14 protein-coding genes are annotated in these 15,187 nt (G+C 33.8%); 3 read left to right on the top strand and 11 right to left on the bottom strand.

The annotated features are described in order from the left end of the window. Nucleotides 1-237: 237 nt before the first annotated feature. Together BU804_RS17785 and BU804_RS09770 are read left to right on the top strand one after the other, a co-directional pair. On the top strand, nucleotides 238-603 hold the full coding sequence (locus BU804_RS17785) for an F-box-like domain-containing protein (RefSeq protein ID WP_075883920.1): 366 nt from the start codon (nucleotides 238-240) through the stop codon (nucleotides 601-603). Beyond that, on the top strand, nucleotides 503-853 hold the full coding sequence (locus BU804_RS09770; RefSeq protein WP_162272905.1) for a hypothetical protein: 351 nt from the start codon (nucleotides 503-505) through the stop codon (nucleotides 851-853). The genes BU804_RS17785 and BU804_RS09770 overlap by 101 nt, the downstream gene beginning before the upstream one ends. A 332-nt stretch (nucleotides 854-1,185) precedes the next feature. On the opposite strand, the gene BU804_RS09765 is transcribed toward BU804_RS09770, so the two are convergent. The 7 genes from BU804_RS09765 to BU804_RS09735 all read right to left on the bottom strand — a co-directional run bounded on the left by BU804_RS09765 (nucleotide 1,186) and on the right by BU804_RS09735 (nucleotide 7,400). Continuing rightward, nucleotides 1,186-1,872 (bottom strand): outer membrane beta-barrel protein, encoded by a 687-nt coding sequence (locus tag BU804_RS09765; protein WP_011176517.1) that lies wholly within the window; start codon nucleotides 1,870-1,872, stop codon nucleotides 1,186-1,188. A gap of 39 nt (nucleotides 1,873-1,911) precedes the next feature. Beyond that, nucleotides 1,912-2,712, bottom strand: a complete 801-nt coding sequence (gene hemF / locus BU804_RS09760) for an oxygen-dependent coproporphyrinogen oxidase (protein ID WP_075883918.1) — start codon at nucleotides 2,710-2,712, stop codon at nucleotides 1,912-1,914. Between the two features lie 782 nt (nucleotides 2,713-3,494). Continuing rightward, nucleotides 3,495-3,788, bottom strand: a complete 294-nt coding sequence (locus BU804_RS09755; RefSeq protein WP_075883917.1) for a hypothetical protein — start codon at nucleotides 3,786-3,788, stop codon at nucleotides 3,495-3,497. Further along, nucleotides 3,754-3,984 carry a hypothetical protein gene (locus tag BU804_RS09750; RefSeq protein ID WP_075883916.1) on the bottom strand — a complete coding sequence of 77 codons (231 nt, stop codon included), beginning with the start codon at nucleotides 3,982-3,984 and terminating at the stop codon, nucleotides 3,754-3,756. The genes BU804_RS09755 and BU804_RS09750 overlap by 35 nt, the downstream gene beginning before the upstream one ends. Continuing rightward, nucleotides 3,981-5,291 (bottom strand): cbb3-type cytochrome c oxidase subunit II, encoded by a 1,311-nt coding sequence (locus BU804_RS09745; protein ID WP_075883915.1) that lies wholly within the window; start codon nucleotides 5,289-5,291, stop codon nucleotides 3,981-3,983. The genes BU804_RS09750 and BU804_RS09745 overlap by 4 nt, the downstream gene beginning before the upstream one ends. Further along, nucleotides 5,288-6,703, bottom strand: coding sequence for a cbb3-type cytochrome c oxidase subunit I (locus BU804_RS09740; RefSeq protein WP_075883914.1), 1,416 nt, complete (start codon nucleotides 6,701-6,703; stop codon nucleotides 5,288-5,290). Before BU804_RS09740 ends, BU804_RS09745 begins: the two co-directional genes overlap by 4 nt. A gap of 553 nt (nucleotides 6,704-7,256) precedes the next feature. After that, nucleotides 7,257-7,400, bottom strand: coding sequence for a cbb3-type cytochrome oxidase assembly protein (locus BU804_RS09735; protein ID WP_075883913.1), 144 nt, complete (start codon nucleotides 7,398-7,400; stop codon nucleotides 7,257-7,259). A 796-nt stretch (nucleotides 7,401-8,196) separates the two neighbouring features. Here BU804_RS09735 and BU804_RS09730 point away from each other — a divergent pair. Next, entirely contained in the window at nucleotides 8,197-8,802 is a 606-nt protein-coding gene (locus tag BU804_RS09730) for an HD domain-containing protein (RefSeq protein WP_075883912.1), read from the top strand. Between the two features lie 59 nt (nucleotides 8,803-8,861). Here the strand turns inward: BU804_RS09730 and BU804_RS09725 are convergent, their stop codons facing one another. The 4 genes from BU804_RS09725 to BU804_RS12960 all read right to left on the bottom strand — a co-directional run bounded on the left by BU804_RS09725 (nucleotide 8,862) and on the right by BU804_RS12960 (nucleotide 15,174). Continuing rightward, on the bottom strand, nucleotides 8,862-10,043 hold the full coding sequence (locus tag BU804_RS09725) for a class I SAM-dependent methyltransferase (RefSeq protein ID WP_075883911.1): 1,182 nt from the start codon (nucleotides 10,041-10,043) through the stop codon (nucleotides 8,862-8,864). An 8-nt stretch (nucleotides 10,044-10,051) separates the two neighbouring features. Further along, nucleotides 10,052-10,711, bottom strand: coding sequence for a transaldolase family protein (locus BU804_RS09720; protein WP_039360927.1), 660 nt, complete (start codon nucleotides 10,709-10,711; stop codon nucleotides 10,052-10,054). A 238-nt stretch (nucleotides 10,712-10,949) separates the two neighbouring features. Continuing rightward, a complete protein-coding gene (locus tag BU804_RS09715) occupies nucleotides 10,950-13,304 on the bottom strand; it encodes a glycosyltransferase (protein WP_075883910.1) in 2,355 nt (784 codons plus the stop codon). 238 nt (nucleotides 13,305-13,542) lie between these two features. Further along, nucleotides 13,543-15,174 carry a hypothetical protein gene (locus BU804_RS12960; RefSeq protein ID WP_143298983.1) on the bottom strand — a complete coding sequence of 544 codons (1,632 nt, stop codon included), beginning with the start codon at nucleotides 15,172-15,174 and terminating at the stop codon, nucleotides 13,543-13,545. Nucleotides 15,175-15,187: the final 13 nt, after the last annotated feature.

Below are 15,187 nucleotides of genomic sequence, written 5' to 3'. Positions count from 1 at the left end.
GTATAGGTATGATGCAAAAATCTTTCTATGTATATTATTTAAATAATTTTAAACGATAACAAAAATATAAAAATTATTTTATTAATTTTGGAATAAATAAATATTATTTTACAACTTTTTATTAAAAATCTAATAAAACATATTTTCAATTGATTTATGGTTTTTCTAAAAAAATATCTTATATAAAAATTAAATAGTTATAATTGAGCCTCAAATAAAATAAACATAGGCAAGTACATGAGTTTAGAAACTTCCAATATTTATCCTTATATATTTCCAGCATTTAAAGAATTAGAAAAAAAGCAAATATTTTTTAATACAAATGTATATACAAAAATTGGGATAAAAATATTCTCAAAATTGAGTGTAAAAGATTTAAAATTCGCAAAGCAAGTTTGCAGGGAATGGAAACAGCTTATTTCAGAAAAAAATTTATGGAAAATAAAATTAAAACAGATTTTTTTAGAAAAAAAGTTAGCAAAAAATTGTATAGAATATTTGGATGAACGGCAAATTCGTTCGTCTTTGGGATGCTATAACAGGAAACTGCTTACACATTTTGGAAAATCGTTTAGAATCTCAAGAAGTAACTTTTCTCTCTAATAAAAGGATATCAGTTTCTCCCAACGGAGGGCAATTATTGATAGATATGAAAATTTTCGATTATTTCCCTTCTAAAAAAGAAGACTTTGAGCCTGAGGAAAACAACTCTTTAACACAAGAATTGACAGGGAGAGAATTAAAAAAGAGAAAAGTCAGAAGTGTTAAAAACAAAGAAGGTAGTAGCAAGACCTCGTACGAATCACAGAATAATCCGTCTTTTTCAAAGAAAAAAAGAAAAAAAGAGGATTAATAAAAAATCCATTTAAATTTTAAAAGCTAGTTTTTAACGCAAAAAGATATCGTGTTAAGTTAGCGATGTACTAATACTTGCCGAGGTTAAATCTCGGCAAGTACATAAACCATTCAGCTAATTTTATATACTACAACTACGATTCTCTCTATAGCCAAAGCTACAATTACAAGGCAAATAACTTGATCCCATTCATCAATGTAAAGTCAGCTCTATCGCTTATCGCAAACAATGGCTGTCAGTGACTGTGAGTAGAGCAATCTTTATCTTTGAGATTACCCACCCACATTTATCAAAAAGCAAGAAAGCTCTATGTCTTAAATGGGATGACCTTAGAAGTAATAAGCCATGCCAATTTTAGCTCCTTTTCCGCGCAAACCGTGTTTTTCCCGAGAAAGAGTAATATTATATCCCACGCCAGCTGTTAAAGTCCAATTAGCGTTAAAGCTATAATCTAGACCTAAGGAGTAATTGGGACCATTGGAATGACTTTTACTAGAAACAATAGGTTTGATTTTGGTATGCGTATGACACCAAGCATATTGGCAAATCCCTACCACAGTCAACTTATCTGTCAATTTATAAGAAAAATCTATTCCTACATAGGGACTGGAAGAGCGAAATCTTTCTTTTAAATCAAATAGTTGAAAATGTTCAAAATCTACATGTGTTTTTAAATAACTAAAAGTAACTCCAATAGAAGGGAGAATCATAAATTTATCAGTCACAGGAATGTATTGACCTAATCCAATGTATCCAGACGTAAATTGTGCATGTTTTTTACCTTCCCCAATCATAAAGCCGCTTTTAAACGCCAAACCTTTCCAAACTAATAACGTAAGATCCCCTTTGACAGCTCCAAATCGAATCGTGTCTTCTGTTTTTCCGGATTCGAGAATGTCAACTGAAACAAAAGTTGGCCCAATATCTATCTTTCCATGAATTTCTGCTGCGAGATAAGAACTAAAAAAACTCAAGAGGCAAAAGCTTAAAAAGCGAAAATAAGAAAGAATCTTCATAACTGTCCTATGATTACAAATTTACAAAAGACTAATCGTTTACCATTTTGCTAATGGGGGCATTGAACAAAGAATTGCTTCAGTATTTCCTCCTGACTGAAATCCAAATCTCGTTCCTCGATCATAAACTAAGTTAAATTCTGCATAGTGAGCTCTATGCTTCAATTGAATCTCTCGTTCTTCTTGATTGAACGGTTGTGAGATTCGACGCTGATAAATAGGCATAATCGCTTGAATAAATGAATGGCCAACCGATTCCCATAATTGTTTATCTTTTTCAAAATCTCCCGTGTTGTAATGATCAAAAAAAATTCCTCCCACCCCACGTTCTTTTTGGCGATGAGGAATATAAAAATATTCTTTAGCTTGCTGAGAAAATTGAAGATATAAGTGAGAACCAAAAGGAAGTAAGGCTTGCTCTGCAATAGTGTGAAAATGAGTTGTATCTTCTAAATAAGGAAATCCCATAGGGGTCAAATCGTAACCCCCTCCAAACCAATAACGATCTTTTGTCTCAATAAATCGAATATTAAAATGCGAGGTAGGTACATGAGGATTGCTCATATGGGTAATTAAGCTTACTCCTGTCGCAAAAAAAGGTCCCTCTGCTTCGCTTAAAGGAAAACGAGACCCTCCCACTCCAGACCAATTAACAGCCGCTTTCTCAAAAATATTTCCTCTTAAAACGGCAATTTCTCCTCCTCCTTCTTCGTGGTGTGCCCAACTTTTACGTTCAAATTGATGGGTTTTTTCTATCTGTTCAAAAGAAGTGATTATTTTTTCACGTAAAGATTTTAAAAAATCAATGAGTTCTAAACGAGAGGGGTGGGGAAAAACCATAACTTATCTTTTTTGAACGAAGGTTAATGCCTAACTTTATATTTACATTTGTTTGCGTTTAAATCGTTATTCCTTTGAAAAACAAGGATAAAACTTTTCAAATCAATAGGCTGTTTCCAGGTTTAGGTATGCAATCTTAAAACCCTCACCGATTAAGAGCCAGTAAAAAAATAGTCTTTCTTAGTCAAAAAACTTTTAACATTGTTTAAAGCGACAATACGTTAAAGATCTTAATTAATGTCTTCTCTTTGATATTCAATAAGATCGATTCGAAAATGAGCATCTAAACTTGCGCAAATGTTTTTATTATTTTCTACATTTAGGTAATGGGAACTAAATAGATGAGTTTATAAAAATAAACGTCCGTATAAAGCACTCCAAACTATTTTTAATTAAGAGTCAAATAGGAAAATAGCATCACAAAAAGGGTTATGAAGACTGTTTTCTTCTTATGTTAGAACTTGTTACAATTGTTTATTTTATATACCCGTAGGAGCTTTAAAAATTATTTTACTTAGACAAAGGAAAATTTTTGTTAAAAGCTAGGTTGAAAGGAAAATAGAATCTATTTTTAAATCTGGTAAGGAAAGTTAAATGTTTCTTCTGTTTATAGCGAAAATGATACGGCAACGATTCAAAAAAGATTTGAAGCTGTTGTTATTATAAAATGGGGGATCGATTAAGCCATTAAGGTGTTTTAGGCTTACTCAACAAGTAGTAAAAATATTCAAGCGAGTTGATTTAATAACAGAATTTGATAACCCTATTGTTATCTCAACTTGTTATTTATCCTCTACTTCATCTATTTTTTTATTGATAGAATCATTTTGATTCTCTATCGGAAAAGTGGTATTAGCAGCAATTTGTAATTGTTTCCAAGATCCTCGGTCGAACCAACCTATACTTCCATTCCAAAAATAATATAAACTGATGATGCCCCAAAAAGGTAAAATCCAATAAGTCCAAACCAGAAATCTAGGTATTTTTGCATCAAAAGAAGCAATTTCTGGATCTCCATAAATTTCCATTTCATGAGAGATTTCACTTTCTTCCCAATGATTTTGACTTGGCTCCATTTTTTTTCTCCTTTGAACTTAATTCTTGCTCTTCATCCATCATTTGATATTTTGCTTCCTCATCCATACCTAACCGATCGCTTTTCCATAAGTAAAGGAAAATGATAAAAGCACCCCCCACTAGACTAATCACAAATGCATAATGTAATAAATTTCCATATATTCCGAATCCATCTATGACTGCGTATTTATTCATTGGAGTTTACGCTGACCTTCAATAATTTCTTTTGTTTTAATAGGATCTTTTCCCAACCACCAAGCCTGATTAGGAGCCGTAATGCGAGTTCCTTTGGTCATCATATATTGATAAATCGCTTCAAATTGATAATTAGGAATACCAATTGCACTTTTTCCGGTTTCCCTTGGATTAGCATCAAAAAAATGTCGGAAAGAAGGCATCAGAGATCCCGCGCTTGCCGTTTTAGGTGCCCAAAAATGAGCTTTATGCCAATCACGACTAGGTTTTTTTACTCCTACGCGAGAAATATCGGGTCCAATCCGTCTTGTTCCAGCAAAAGTAATTTTTTGATAAATATACTCATTTGCAGAAGAGGGAGGAGCTGGATAGGAGTCTGATCCATTTAAAACGGTATCCTGGATTAGTGTACGCGTTTGATCGGTATGGCAATACCAGCAGCCTTCAATTGCATACAGATGTTCACCAAAAAGAATAAGATCTTGCCTTGAGTGAAAACCCATCGCAGGACTTTTTAACTCATCCATCTGTCGAATAGGCTTACCCAACGGATCATATCGCCATCTTTTTGCATTGCCATGGTCTTCTTCAATAATGCGAAATTCTTGAGGATTAAGCGAATAAATGACCCCATAATCTCGATGATAAGGCTGTTTGACACTATCATCTAAAATCGTGAAATTTTCATCGACCCAATTTTGCAAAATTCCTCCTGAAGGTTCGAAAGAAAACGCTTCTTGCATTTCGGGGTCATACAACTCCAAAATTTGAAATTTCAATTTTCCCAAATTTGCCGAGGAATCCTCTTCTTTTTGAGCTATTTTCGTTGTGGATTGTTGAGAGGCTAATAGCTGCTCGGCTTGTTTTTTAGCTTCGCCTTGTGGTTCTCTCAACAATAAAAGACGTGAAGTGAGCTTAAGCGTTGAATCATCCACTTTCGTGATATATTTCTCTAATTCTTGAGAAGCAACTAAACGCAGGTTGTTGGACTCTTTGAAAGCTAACAGGCTATAATTCTGCTTTAAATGGCGTATATATTGTAAATCACTCCCTTCGATAGAGGCATTACTGATATAAAGGTTAGGATCTTCTACTTCATACATTTGAACTTGGTAAGGGCTTGTCGGGCTTGTCCAAGTTGAATCGACATAGGTTGGAGCAATTAAGACAACAATAATAGATGTAGAAAATAAGAGAATAACACCTATAATCACCCACAGGGCTGATTTATCAAGACGATGCAAAAAGTCATAATGAGAAGAATTTTGCTGAGAAGCCTTATCTTTTTTTCGATTTTCCTGCGTCATGCCGCCAATCTCACTTCTCGAGGTTTTTCTAAAATAATCGTATTAAAAATATTAATCGCAAATAAGATGTTGCCGATTAAAATAATTATTCCTCCTAATCCCCTTAAAATCCACCAGTCGCGCATATCAGCCATAGTTTGAATAAAGGGAATACGAGTCAAATTATCATGAAATTCTGCATAAGAAGATCCCTCTGCCCAGTTAGCCCACATCAACCCTTGCAAAAAGCCACCTAACCACAGAGAAAATAAAAATAATAAACTTCCCCATAAATTTAAGGCGAAATGCCAATCAGCAAGCTTTGTAGACCATAATGGTTTTTTCACTATTGTTGGAATAGCTTGATAAATTCCGGCTATCGCAAAAAATGTAAAAGTACCATACAAAGAAATATGAGAATGCCCAATAATCCAATCTGTTTTTGAGGTAATTTCATTGACATTTCGCAAAGCTTGCAAAGAGCCTTGAGCACACGTAATGAGATAAAAAATATTACCCATCATTAAAAATCTAATAGGGGCGCTTTCTAAATACTTTAGCCAATCTTTTTGCAAGGTGGCAAATAAGTTAAATACAACCGTCCATACAGGAATAAACATCCAAATTGAGAATATGATGGAAGTTGTTTGAAGCCATTGAGAAACCGGCCCGTGAATAATATGATGCGTACCAATCCAAGCATAAATAAAAGCAATAGACCAAAATCCTATCATTGATAAGCGGTGGCTATATATGGGTGTCCCCGCTATTTTAGGAAGAAAATAATAGGCTGTGGCTAATCCCATTGGAGTATAAATTAATCCAACAAGGTTATGAACATAAAACCAGCTAGCATTAACTCTTGACATGCCTTCAGGCAACCAATTAATAGCAAAACTTCCCACAAATACAACAAATGTTGTCCAAATTAATGTCCCCATGCTGTACCAAAGGGAAACATATAATTTTTCAAAACGTCTATTTGCTATTGTCATAAAAAAATTAATGACGATAAAAAACCACCCTAACGCAAATAAATATTTAACGGGAATCCAAGAGACCCAATCAGGCAGTTCAGCATATTCCCAACCAAAATTTGTTCCCCAAGGAAATGAATTGACTCCTAATGTCAATGAAAGCCACCACAGAGCAGCTCCCCAAAAAGCAAGCTTAGAACTCCATATAGAAATGCCACAAAGACGAGGAATAAAATAATACATTAACCCTATATCCACGGATAGTAACCACAACAATGTGACAGTCCCTACGTGTACAGGTCTTACACGACCAAAATGAATATACTCCCCAGCAAAATAATCAGGAAAAATAAAACCGTTGAAAGCAATAAAAACACCAATGATCATTCCAATAATCATAAATATGATGGAGGGATATAAAAACAATTTAGCTGGCCTATCGTCATATGTAACCATGTCACACTCTTTGCAATTTGAATTAAAGGTTTAATATCGTAAAAATTTATTCTTGAAAACGCTTTTTTGTCTAAATTTCTATATCAATTTTGTTCAGATGGATTTGTAGAATTAATTGAAATTAAGCGAAATTTGTCCAAAATGAATTTTGTTTATTTAATAAGTCTAAGGCTTCTTTTCATATTGGTTATGGATTTAGACTTCAACTTTAAAAGGCTTCAAAAGCTGCTTTAGGCTATTTGTAATATTTTCATAAACATCAGCCAACGTTACCCTTTCTTGTACAATGTGCATTTCTTTTTCCAGGCAAACAATTTTTATCTTTGGAAAGAATTTTTTCAGGCCGATCAATAAAAAAACTCTGCAGAACTTTCAGTCCATTAGGGTATAAAAAACTTAACTAAGAAGCTCCAAGCATTTGCTTAGCCCCAATTAACAAGTAAGCTCTGACTCCCTCCCATTAAAACTAAAAAACGGCGTGAAATTAAAAGTCTCTTATCATTGAAGTCGGTATTTAATGAATTGCAATGTTTAGGTATAATTTTCTAACCTATTAATGATCAAGATCCTCCTCATGAAATATCTGATATTTGATCGACTCAGAGTCATCAAATTGTCCTTTTCTCGAATAGTAAATGTAAACAGCTAATCCTGTTAAAGAAGCTGCAATTGAGCTCATAATTGTCCAAAAAAGCATTTTTTTACCCTATCCAACGAAATGAATAATTCATGACACTCAATCGTCACAGCTTGCATTAGGCATTTTTTAGCACCAAAACCACAACGAATTTACAGGTCTTCCTCTTTTAACTCGCTATAACCCATCTAGGCTAATTTCCTTCATTTATCAAAGCTGAATCTATACATAAAATGATTTACAGCTAAATGTAAATTCTCTTCTCTTGTATCCAAATTGAATTTATTAACAGGAATTTGTTTTAAACAATGACTAAGACCAACATCAACAAAGCCATTACCTGTTAGACAAAGAGATCCCTCAAAAACAGGCAAAATATAGCACTGTAAACATCGATTTGCTTGTTTACAGACCACTTAAACGGTATAATTATTTTTTAATAAATTTTCATGCATGATAAGAATAGCAATCTAACAAACTTCTTGGTTTTTAAAAAGATTATTTCATAGATAAATTTTAAAATTAAAAAAATCAATGGGGGAACGAATAACTAGGGATAAAGTTCGCAAGGATGCATTTTTCATTTAATTCTTACGAATTTCCAAAAAAATTAGACTTAAGTGAATCAACCTATAAAAAAATTTAAGTAAGGGGTGAAATTACCAGAGAAACTTTTTTTTCTAAAAAGTTTTTCAAGGAGTAGATTTAAAGAAAAACTCGCTTTATGATCACGAGAAGAATTAAGTAGAATTTACTAAAGAAAAAATCATAAAGGTGCCTTTTTTAATATTAATCGTATTTCTTGGATTTAATTAAACATAAATGAAGAGAACAATAAATTTTATTTTGAGGGCTTATGAATCAATTTTGTCAAATTGTCAATTTACTCAATGAAATTGGAATGCTTGCACAAATTCCTCGATCTGGTTTCGCTTTTTTAGGGACGGGGAAACAATCTATTGCTGAACATAGCTATCGAGTCTCTTTAGTTGCTCATGCCCTTGCCCATCTTATGGGCGAACCCATCGATAGATATAAACTAGTCATGATGTGTTTATTACATGATTTACCAGAATCACGCATTGGCGATCTTAACTACGTTCAAAAAAAATATGTCACCCCCAATATTTCTAAAGCTCTTCACGATTTATCCAATGAATCTGTTTTAGGATCAGAAATAGTCAATTGGATTGAAGAGTATGAAAAAGGGGAATCCTTAGAAGCCCAAATCGCTCATGATGCCGATCAAATTGAGTTTCTTTTAGTCTTAAAAAGAGAACTAGAACTAGGTAATCAAAAAGCTTTAGAATGGTTTCAAAGGGTCAGACAACGTATTAAAACAAAGATTGGTATAAAATTGGTTGAAACTATTTTAGAAACATCTACTGATCAGTGGTGGATAAAAAACCCGGAAGACCCCCATTGGATAGATGGAGGGAAAAAACCAAACATACACTCTTAAGTACTTTTTTGAAATTAAACGGATAAACTTCGGAGTTTATTCATTGATTAACGAATTAATTATTTGTTTGTTTCACTAGTTTCGCCAAATAACTCTTTTTGGAACCGCTGTTCTAAAGAAGGGGTAATATTTAACATCTCTTTAAAAATTCGGTATTTTTCCAGGACTTGTTGGGATCGGGTGGAACAAGTCTGTTTAATTGCTCGAATGAGTAAGTTTTTGGGAGTATGCTCTACATCAATAAACTCCATAATTTGCGTTTGATAACCTAAAGCCTCTAGCAATTGCACACGAGCAGCATCTGTAGCTAATGCAGCAAAACGTTCTTTTAAAATTCCATGTCTTAGAAGAGGATCAAGAGCCTCATTTTGCACTTGTTGAAACAGCTCATGCTGGCAACATGGAACGCTTAAAATGACTTTAGCACCCCATCGCACTGCTTTTTCTAGAGCGGCATCAGTGGCAGTATCGCAAGCATGTAATGAAATGACAAAATCCACTGGTTGCTGAATATTGAAAAGATTGACATCTCCGACATTAAATGTTAAATGCTCGGCATATCCCAATTTGTGAGTAAGTTGATTACAAAATTCAATCACATCTTTTTTAAGATCGACCCCATGCATTTGAACGAAGTATCCCTTGCATACTTTTAAAAAGTAAAAAAGAGAAAATGTTAAATAGGCTTTTCCACAACCAAAATCTACAATATGGATGGGTAAAGAGGGATTAAAATGACAAATTATATCATTGACCATTTCTAAAAAGCGGTTAATTTGCCGAAATTTATCTTGCTTTTGTGGATAAATTTTTCCTTGCTGATTCATAATTCCTAACTCAATAAGAAAAGAAATAGGAACTCCTTCTTCTAAAAGGTAGTTTTTGGAGCGATTATGAGATAAGGAAAGGGATGATTTAGTCGGTGGTTTTTTAAGGATCGTTAGATGCTTTTTTTTACTAACCAAGATATGGTAATCTGCAGATGCTGTGTACAAAAAAGTTTGTTTAAAATGAGGGATCATTTCTCTTAAATACTTAAGAGCTTCTTGTGTAAAATAATTTTGGTGCACCGCTTTATCTTCTAATTGCGTAGTCAATTGATAAGCAATTTGCCCTTTAATTAGTAAAGGACGCAACATCATTTTTTGTTTTTCTTTTTCGAAAGGGGAACTCAAAGTTCCCATTACTAATTCTTGCCGTTCTAAAATTTCTTTTAAAAGAGAATCTAAGTCAATAGACATGTAAGTCCCTAATTAAAAAAAGAAGTTGGTACATGTTCCCACTCATCAGCAAATTGATGAACACCTTCTACAGTTGGGGAGTAATCTTCAATCATTTTTTCAAATAAATCATCTTTAAGGGTAACACCATAGATTCCGATTTCTGCACATTTGATGACTTGGTCAACAGAATTTAAAGAGGCTCCCATAATTTTAGTTTGCAGTTGATACTGCTGAAACGTCTTTGTCAGCGACTCTAACATTGACCAAGGATTTTCTCCTAATTTCTCTATACGGCTAATATAAGGAGCTACATAATTAGCTCCAGCAAGAGCAGCCATCAATGCTTGACGAGGATGGAAAATTACTGTTGCCATTGTAGGAATCCCTTGCCTAGCTAAAAGATGTAAAGCTTCTAATCCATTTTTAGTCAAAGGAACTTTAACAATAATTCGATTAGAAAAAGAATAAAGCATCTGCCCTTGCTGTAACATGTCATTTGTCTCTTGAGAAATTACTTGGACTGTGACAGGCCCTTCTTGATAGTGAAGCAGGTCTTCTAAAATGCTTTCCATATCTTTTTTAGCTTGAGCAATTAAACTGGGATTAGTGGTAATACCAGATAAAACACCTACACGAACAGCTTTTTGAATAGTTTTAACATTAGTTGTATCAAGCCAAATTTCCATTGGATTCCTCATTTATCCATTAAGGATAAAAAACTATAGATTTATTATTGGGAAAATTACATTTATACATAATCGCTCAAGCTACATTTTTTTGGCGAAAAAATATACACATATCTCAGAATTTGATAGTTATACTTAGAAAACTACTATTTTTGTGAATCAATAGAATGCCATAAAAGATTTAATGTAACATAAAGGTGTAATTAGGCAAAGAAAGGGAAACATGCTCTCTTTCTGTTTACTTCGTTTTATTTTTCTCGTTGTTTAATGAATATTCAATAAATTGTTCTAAGATAATTTGAAATTTTTTGACATAATCTGTTGTATCTACTCTTTTTTCATATTGATTAAGGGCGTGTACAGACCATTCTCGATAAAGAACAGGGTTTTCAATCAGACGGCATGCTAATTCAATGTAATCGTCCACTCGACCCGTTTTAACGACATAATCAATACCAAAGTAAGTTGCTGCATAACGAGCCTGTTGAGGTCCATTTTCTTCGTACATAGAAACAACTGGGCATCCAGCTGCCATCGCATCTAATAGGGCTAACCCACTGCCGAAAGGAAATTCGTTGAGATAAAGTTCCATTGAGCGAGCATATTGACTTGGATTGGAATGTGTGCCAAGAAAAAACAACTTATCTTTGACACCATATTGATCTAAAATTTCTTTCCATTTTTCTTGTTTTGTAACCTCTCCAATTGGTGCATAGATAGCTTTCGGGCATTTTTTTAATATTTTAGCAATTGCATGCAACATTTCTTCAGACACTCGAGTATCCAAGTGATGAGAAATGGTTGTTAACACAAAACTATCCTTAGGTAAACCAAGCTCTTCTTTAGAAAAAGGTTTTTCATTCCATCCTTGCCGAACATTAATAGAAAAAGGAAGAACACAACTTTCCATCCCTTGTAAACGAAATTTTTCACGATTTTGCACGTAAGCTTCTTCCGTACTCAAAATAACTAAGTCAAAGCATGGGAATAAAGGAAGAGTTCCATGATCAAATAAAACGCGAATAGGGACAGAAGTTGAACTACTAATTAAACTATTTAATTCATCAGGGCCATGAAAAATAACGACATCAATGGACTGCTGTTCTAAAAAATCCAGAGCTCCTTTCACAGTCAATTCATAAGTAGGTGAATCGGGATCAATAGCAGTCTTTACACCCAATTGTTTGAAATGATTCAAAGTTAAATTCCCTCTAATAACAGAAGATCCAGAATGGTAAGTATTGATTGGATAACTTAGTAAGTGCTCGGCTAGTCTTTCTGTACTAAAGACTGAAAGGTTAAACCATTTTTGATCTGTAAATGTACAGATTGTTGTTAAAAGCTTTGAAGGGGCATGGCCACCATCTACTATTTGAGGAACGATATGAGCGAGTTTAATTTTTTGATTGGGCTGAAATTTGTTAACTTTCCTTTGAGTCATTCTTTCTTGAATATCTTTTTGCAAGTAGTTTTTTGTTAAAGGACCTAAATCAGCCCCTACCGGGATAGCTCCTTTATGAGGATCATACCATTGTCGTAATCCTTGCTCAATACCCAAGGCGACGGCACGATTTGTTCCATATCGATGAGATTCCATATCAAAAACAAATTTTTTACCTAAAGCATATAACCCATTGCCTTGCTCCGTATCTCGCTTAAGTAATTCTTTTGATTGAATTAAACATGCTTTAAGGGCTACTTCAAGAGCTGGAAAGAACTTTTCTATTTGTGGATTAGGCACCATCTCAATCAAATCGAAAGAATCGTTTTGCTCCCAAAGCAAATGTTGGCTTAAAAATTGTTGATGAGGATAGATATCTAAAACATAAAGATAAACATGCTCTCTCATAAATATTTCATGGATGTCTTCAAATTGCAAAATTTGAAATAAATGAGAAATTGTTGGAAAAATGATCAAACATTTTTTAGAACAATACGTTTGTAGAAAAGAATAATAATCAAAACCTTCAACAGGTTCTAAAAATATTAAGGGCCAGCCTGAAATATTTTTTTGTTTAGGGTTGATTTTCAAGGAATAAGAAAAACAATGCCAAGGTTGTTTATATATAGTCAAATTTTCACCCAGTGATTGGATAAAAGTTGATTTAACTTGCTTTAATCTTTCCCATCCTTTTAAAACCACCAATTTTTTACTAAATAAAGTTTGAATTTGCGATGGAAAGCTTTTAAGTGGATCTTCTAGCGGAGATTCCTGAGATAAAATTCCTTTATGAATCCATTGAAAAAATGTCTTCAACTTAGGAGAACAATGCTCATCAAGGCTCGAAGGATTAGAAAAAAAAGTAAATAAATCATATTCAATACGAATGAATTCTAAAAAACGATCTCCTAAAAACTTTAAAGAGGGATATTCTTGACATAAAGACTCTAAAACTAAAAAAGTAGCTTTAAATTCCAACGCGCCTTTAAACACTGCCGCATCAACAAAATTAACAAAATAAAAAAAGACTCGATCTTTCGAAAATAAATCATCATAAGCAATCATCGGAGAAGGTAAAACTAATCGTAAAGCTTCTGTTTTTGATTCCTGCTCATACAAATCTATAAATTGATCTAATAAATCTTTAATCATCCTAATCCTAAAATCGAGTTATTATGGCCTATTTTTACTCATAGCATTTATTTGAATAAGCAGCACTCAATTTGACAACGATTTTATTGTTTAAGGCAAGGCCATTACTTTTCATTCTGTGATTAAAGCTTAGTTAAGAAAAATTGATAGGATAAGGAAAATAAAAAAATGGAGGTTAAAAAAAAGCCCATCAAAGCATTTGATGGGCTTAAAAAATTAGATTTCAAAAATTTGAGGCCTATTCATCGCTACCTTTTGGTTTTAGCCGATTTACATTAAAAGTCTCTCCTTCATTAGCCTTAAATTGTGACTTGTCATTAGTTTCAGCTTTTTTTAATCTACCCATTTGTTGGGCAATTTCATTACTTTCTGGAGCAGCGGCTTGTTTTGGAGGAGCACTTCTTAATTTAAATCCTCTAATTCCTTCTAGATCAAGCCCCTGTGGTTGTTGAGGTGCAGCTGCTTCTTTGGCTGCAGCTTTTTTATTTGGATCAAATGGGTCAGGCTTATATTGAGGTTCTACTCCATTGTCGCCCATATATTTTTTATTTCCATGTTTACCATTTAATCGATGATTAAGTAACACGACAAAACCATTTATACCTTTAAGTTTTATAAATAAGTTCCATTGATTCGAATGTTTTCCGAATGCTTCGGCCATTTTCCCACTAGAAATTGTAGCCCAATTAGCAAAAATATCATCTAACAAGGCTTTATTTGCCTGGTATTTAGGATATAATTCAGCGTCATCTTCTGGAGGCACTTTACCTCCGAAATATTGGCCTAAAACGAACTTAATCTCATGATTAGTCAATTTTTTTGCATGTTGAATAAAATCTGGATTATAAGCTGGAACATCAGGATTTTGAAGATTCAAAGGAGTAACAGCTGAAGGTGTTCCTTCAAGCTCTTTGAATTTTTCTTCTATTTCCAAATCTAACTTCTTAGCATACTCAGGCATCGTTGCTCTTAATTGAGGAACTATTCTTTCAAGAGCTTTAAGTTCACCTCTAATTTCATTAGCATTCGATGGAGGCGTAAATTTAAAAAGAGAATTGGGATTCGCCCTTTCTTTTAAAAGTCTGTCTAGTCTACGTTCTTGACCTATGTTATGCGATTCTTGAGGTGATAACTTTGGCACAGCTACTTTCGGTTGAGCTAAACCGCCACCAGGAGGTGGAGGAGGAACACCCATTCCCGGAGGGGGTGGAGGGGGTGGCACTCCCCCTGGAGGAGGAGGTGGGGGTGGAATGTTACCAGGAGGAGGGGGAGCGAGAGGTATATCTGTATTTAGGACAGGAGGCGCCGTTGGAATATCTGTGTTAAGTAAAGGTGTCGGATCTTCTGAAGAAGGAGGATCTCCAGCTTTAACATCTGAAGTCAAATGACTAGCTTTAACGTCTGCATAAGGAGAAGCTAAATGCGAAGTCTTTTGATCTGAAGAATTTGTATCCGCAAATTGTTGCATTTCCTTTGCCACATTTTTAATAATATTTTTCAACGCTTTTAAATCTTGAGATTCTGTTATTAATTTTGCGTATTCTTTATTATTAAAAATTGATTTAATCAATCCCTTTAAACCTGTCGTTTGCTCTTCAATATGTTTCATCCGCTTATCGATAGAACTTTTCAAATTTTTAACTTCGCTAAACTGTAAAATTTGTTTATTATTACTTATAAAATGTGCAACTTCTAAATAAACAATTCTTTCTGTTTCGGTATTTGGAGTAGATTTATCTTCTTTTGATAGGTTAACAAATTGTCTTCCTCCATGCTCTACCATCCCTAAAGTTTGCCCTTTAACAATAGATTGGCTAATCACATCAACTTGTTGATTAATAAAAGACCTATCAGGAATAGAATTATTCATAAATCTCTCCTTA

The organism is Candidatus Protochlamydia sp. W-9, assembly GCF_001950615.1.
Classification (GTDB): Bacteria; Chlamydiota; Chlamydiia; order Chlamydiales; family Parachlamydiaceae; genus Protochlamydia; species Protochlamydia amoebophila.
Note: the sequence above shows the minus strand (reverse complement) of the source record. Positions and strands in the feature narration are given on the sequence as shown.

Coding starts and splice junctions, on each gene's coding strand:
- BU804_RS17785 (WP_075883920.1), top strand. CDS start 238: ATGAGTTTAGAAACTTCCAATATTTATCCTTATATATTTCCAGCATTT.
- BU804_RS09770 (WP_162272905.1), top strand. CDS start 503: ATGAACGGCAAATTCGTTCGTCTTTGGGATGCTATAACAGGAAACTGC.
- BU804_RS09765 (WP_011176517.1), bottom strand. CDS start 1,872: ATGAAGATTCTTTCTTATTTTCGCTTTTTAAGCTTTTGCCTCTTGAGT.
- hemF (WP_075883918.1), bottom strand. CDS start 2,712: ATGGTTTTTCCCCACCCCTCTCGTTTAGAACTCATTGATTTTTTAAAA.
- BU804_RS09755 (WP_075883917.1), bottom strand. CDS start 3,788: ATGGAGCCAAGTCAAAATCATTGGGAAGAAAGTGAAATCTCTCATGAA.
- BU804_RS09750 (WP_075883916.1), bottom strand. CDS start 3,984: ATGAATAAATACGCAGTCATAGATGGATTCGGAATATATGGAAATTTA.
- BU804_RS09745 (WP_075883915.1), bottom strand. CDS start 5,291: ATGACGCAGGAAAATCGAAAAAAAGATAAGGCTTCTCAGCAAAATTCT.
- BU804_RS09740 (WP_075883914.1), bottom strand. CDS start 6,703: ATGGTTACATATGACGATAGGCCAGCTAAATTGTTTTTATATCCCTCC.
- BU804_RS09735 (WP_075883913.1), bottom strand. CDS start 7,400: ATGCTTTTTTGGACAATTATGAGCTCAATTGCAGCTTCTTTAACAGGA.
- BU804_RS09730 (WP_075883912.1), top strand. CDS start 8,197: ATGAATCAATTTTGTCAAATTGTCAATTTACTCAATGAAATTGGAATG.
- BU804_RS09725 (WP_075883911.1), bottom strand. CDS start 10,043: ATGTCTATTGACTTAGATTCTCTTTTAAAAGAAATTTTAGAACGGCAA.
- BU804_RS09720 (WP_039360927.1), bottom strand. CDS start 10,711: ATGGAAATTTGGCTTGATACAACTAATGTTAAAACTATTCAAAAAGCT.
- BU804_RS09715 (WP_075883910.1), bottom strand. CDS start 13,304: ATGATTAAAGATTTATTAGATCAATTTATAGATTTGTATGAGCAGGAA.
- BU804_RS12960 (WP_143298983.1), bottom strand. CDS start 15,174: ATGAATAATTCTATTCCTGATAGGTCTTTTATTAATCAACAAGTTGAT.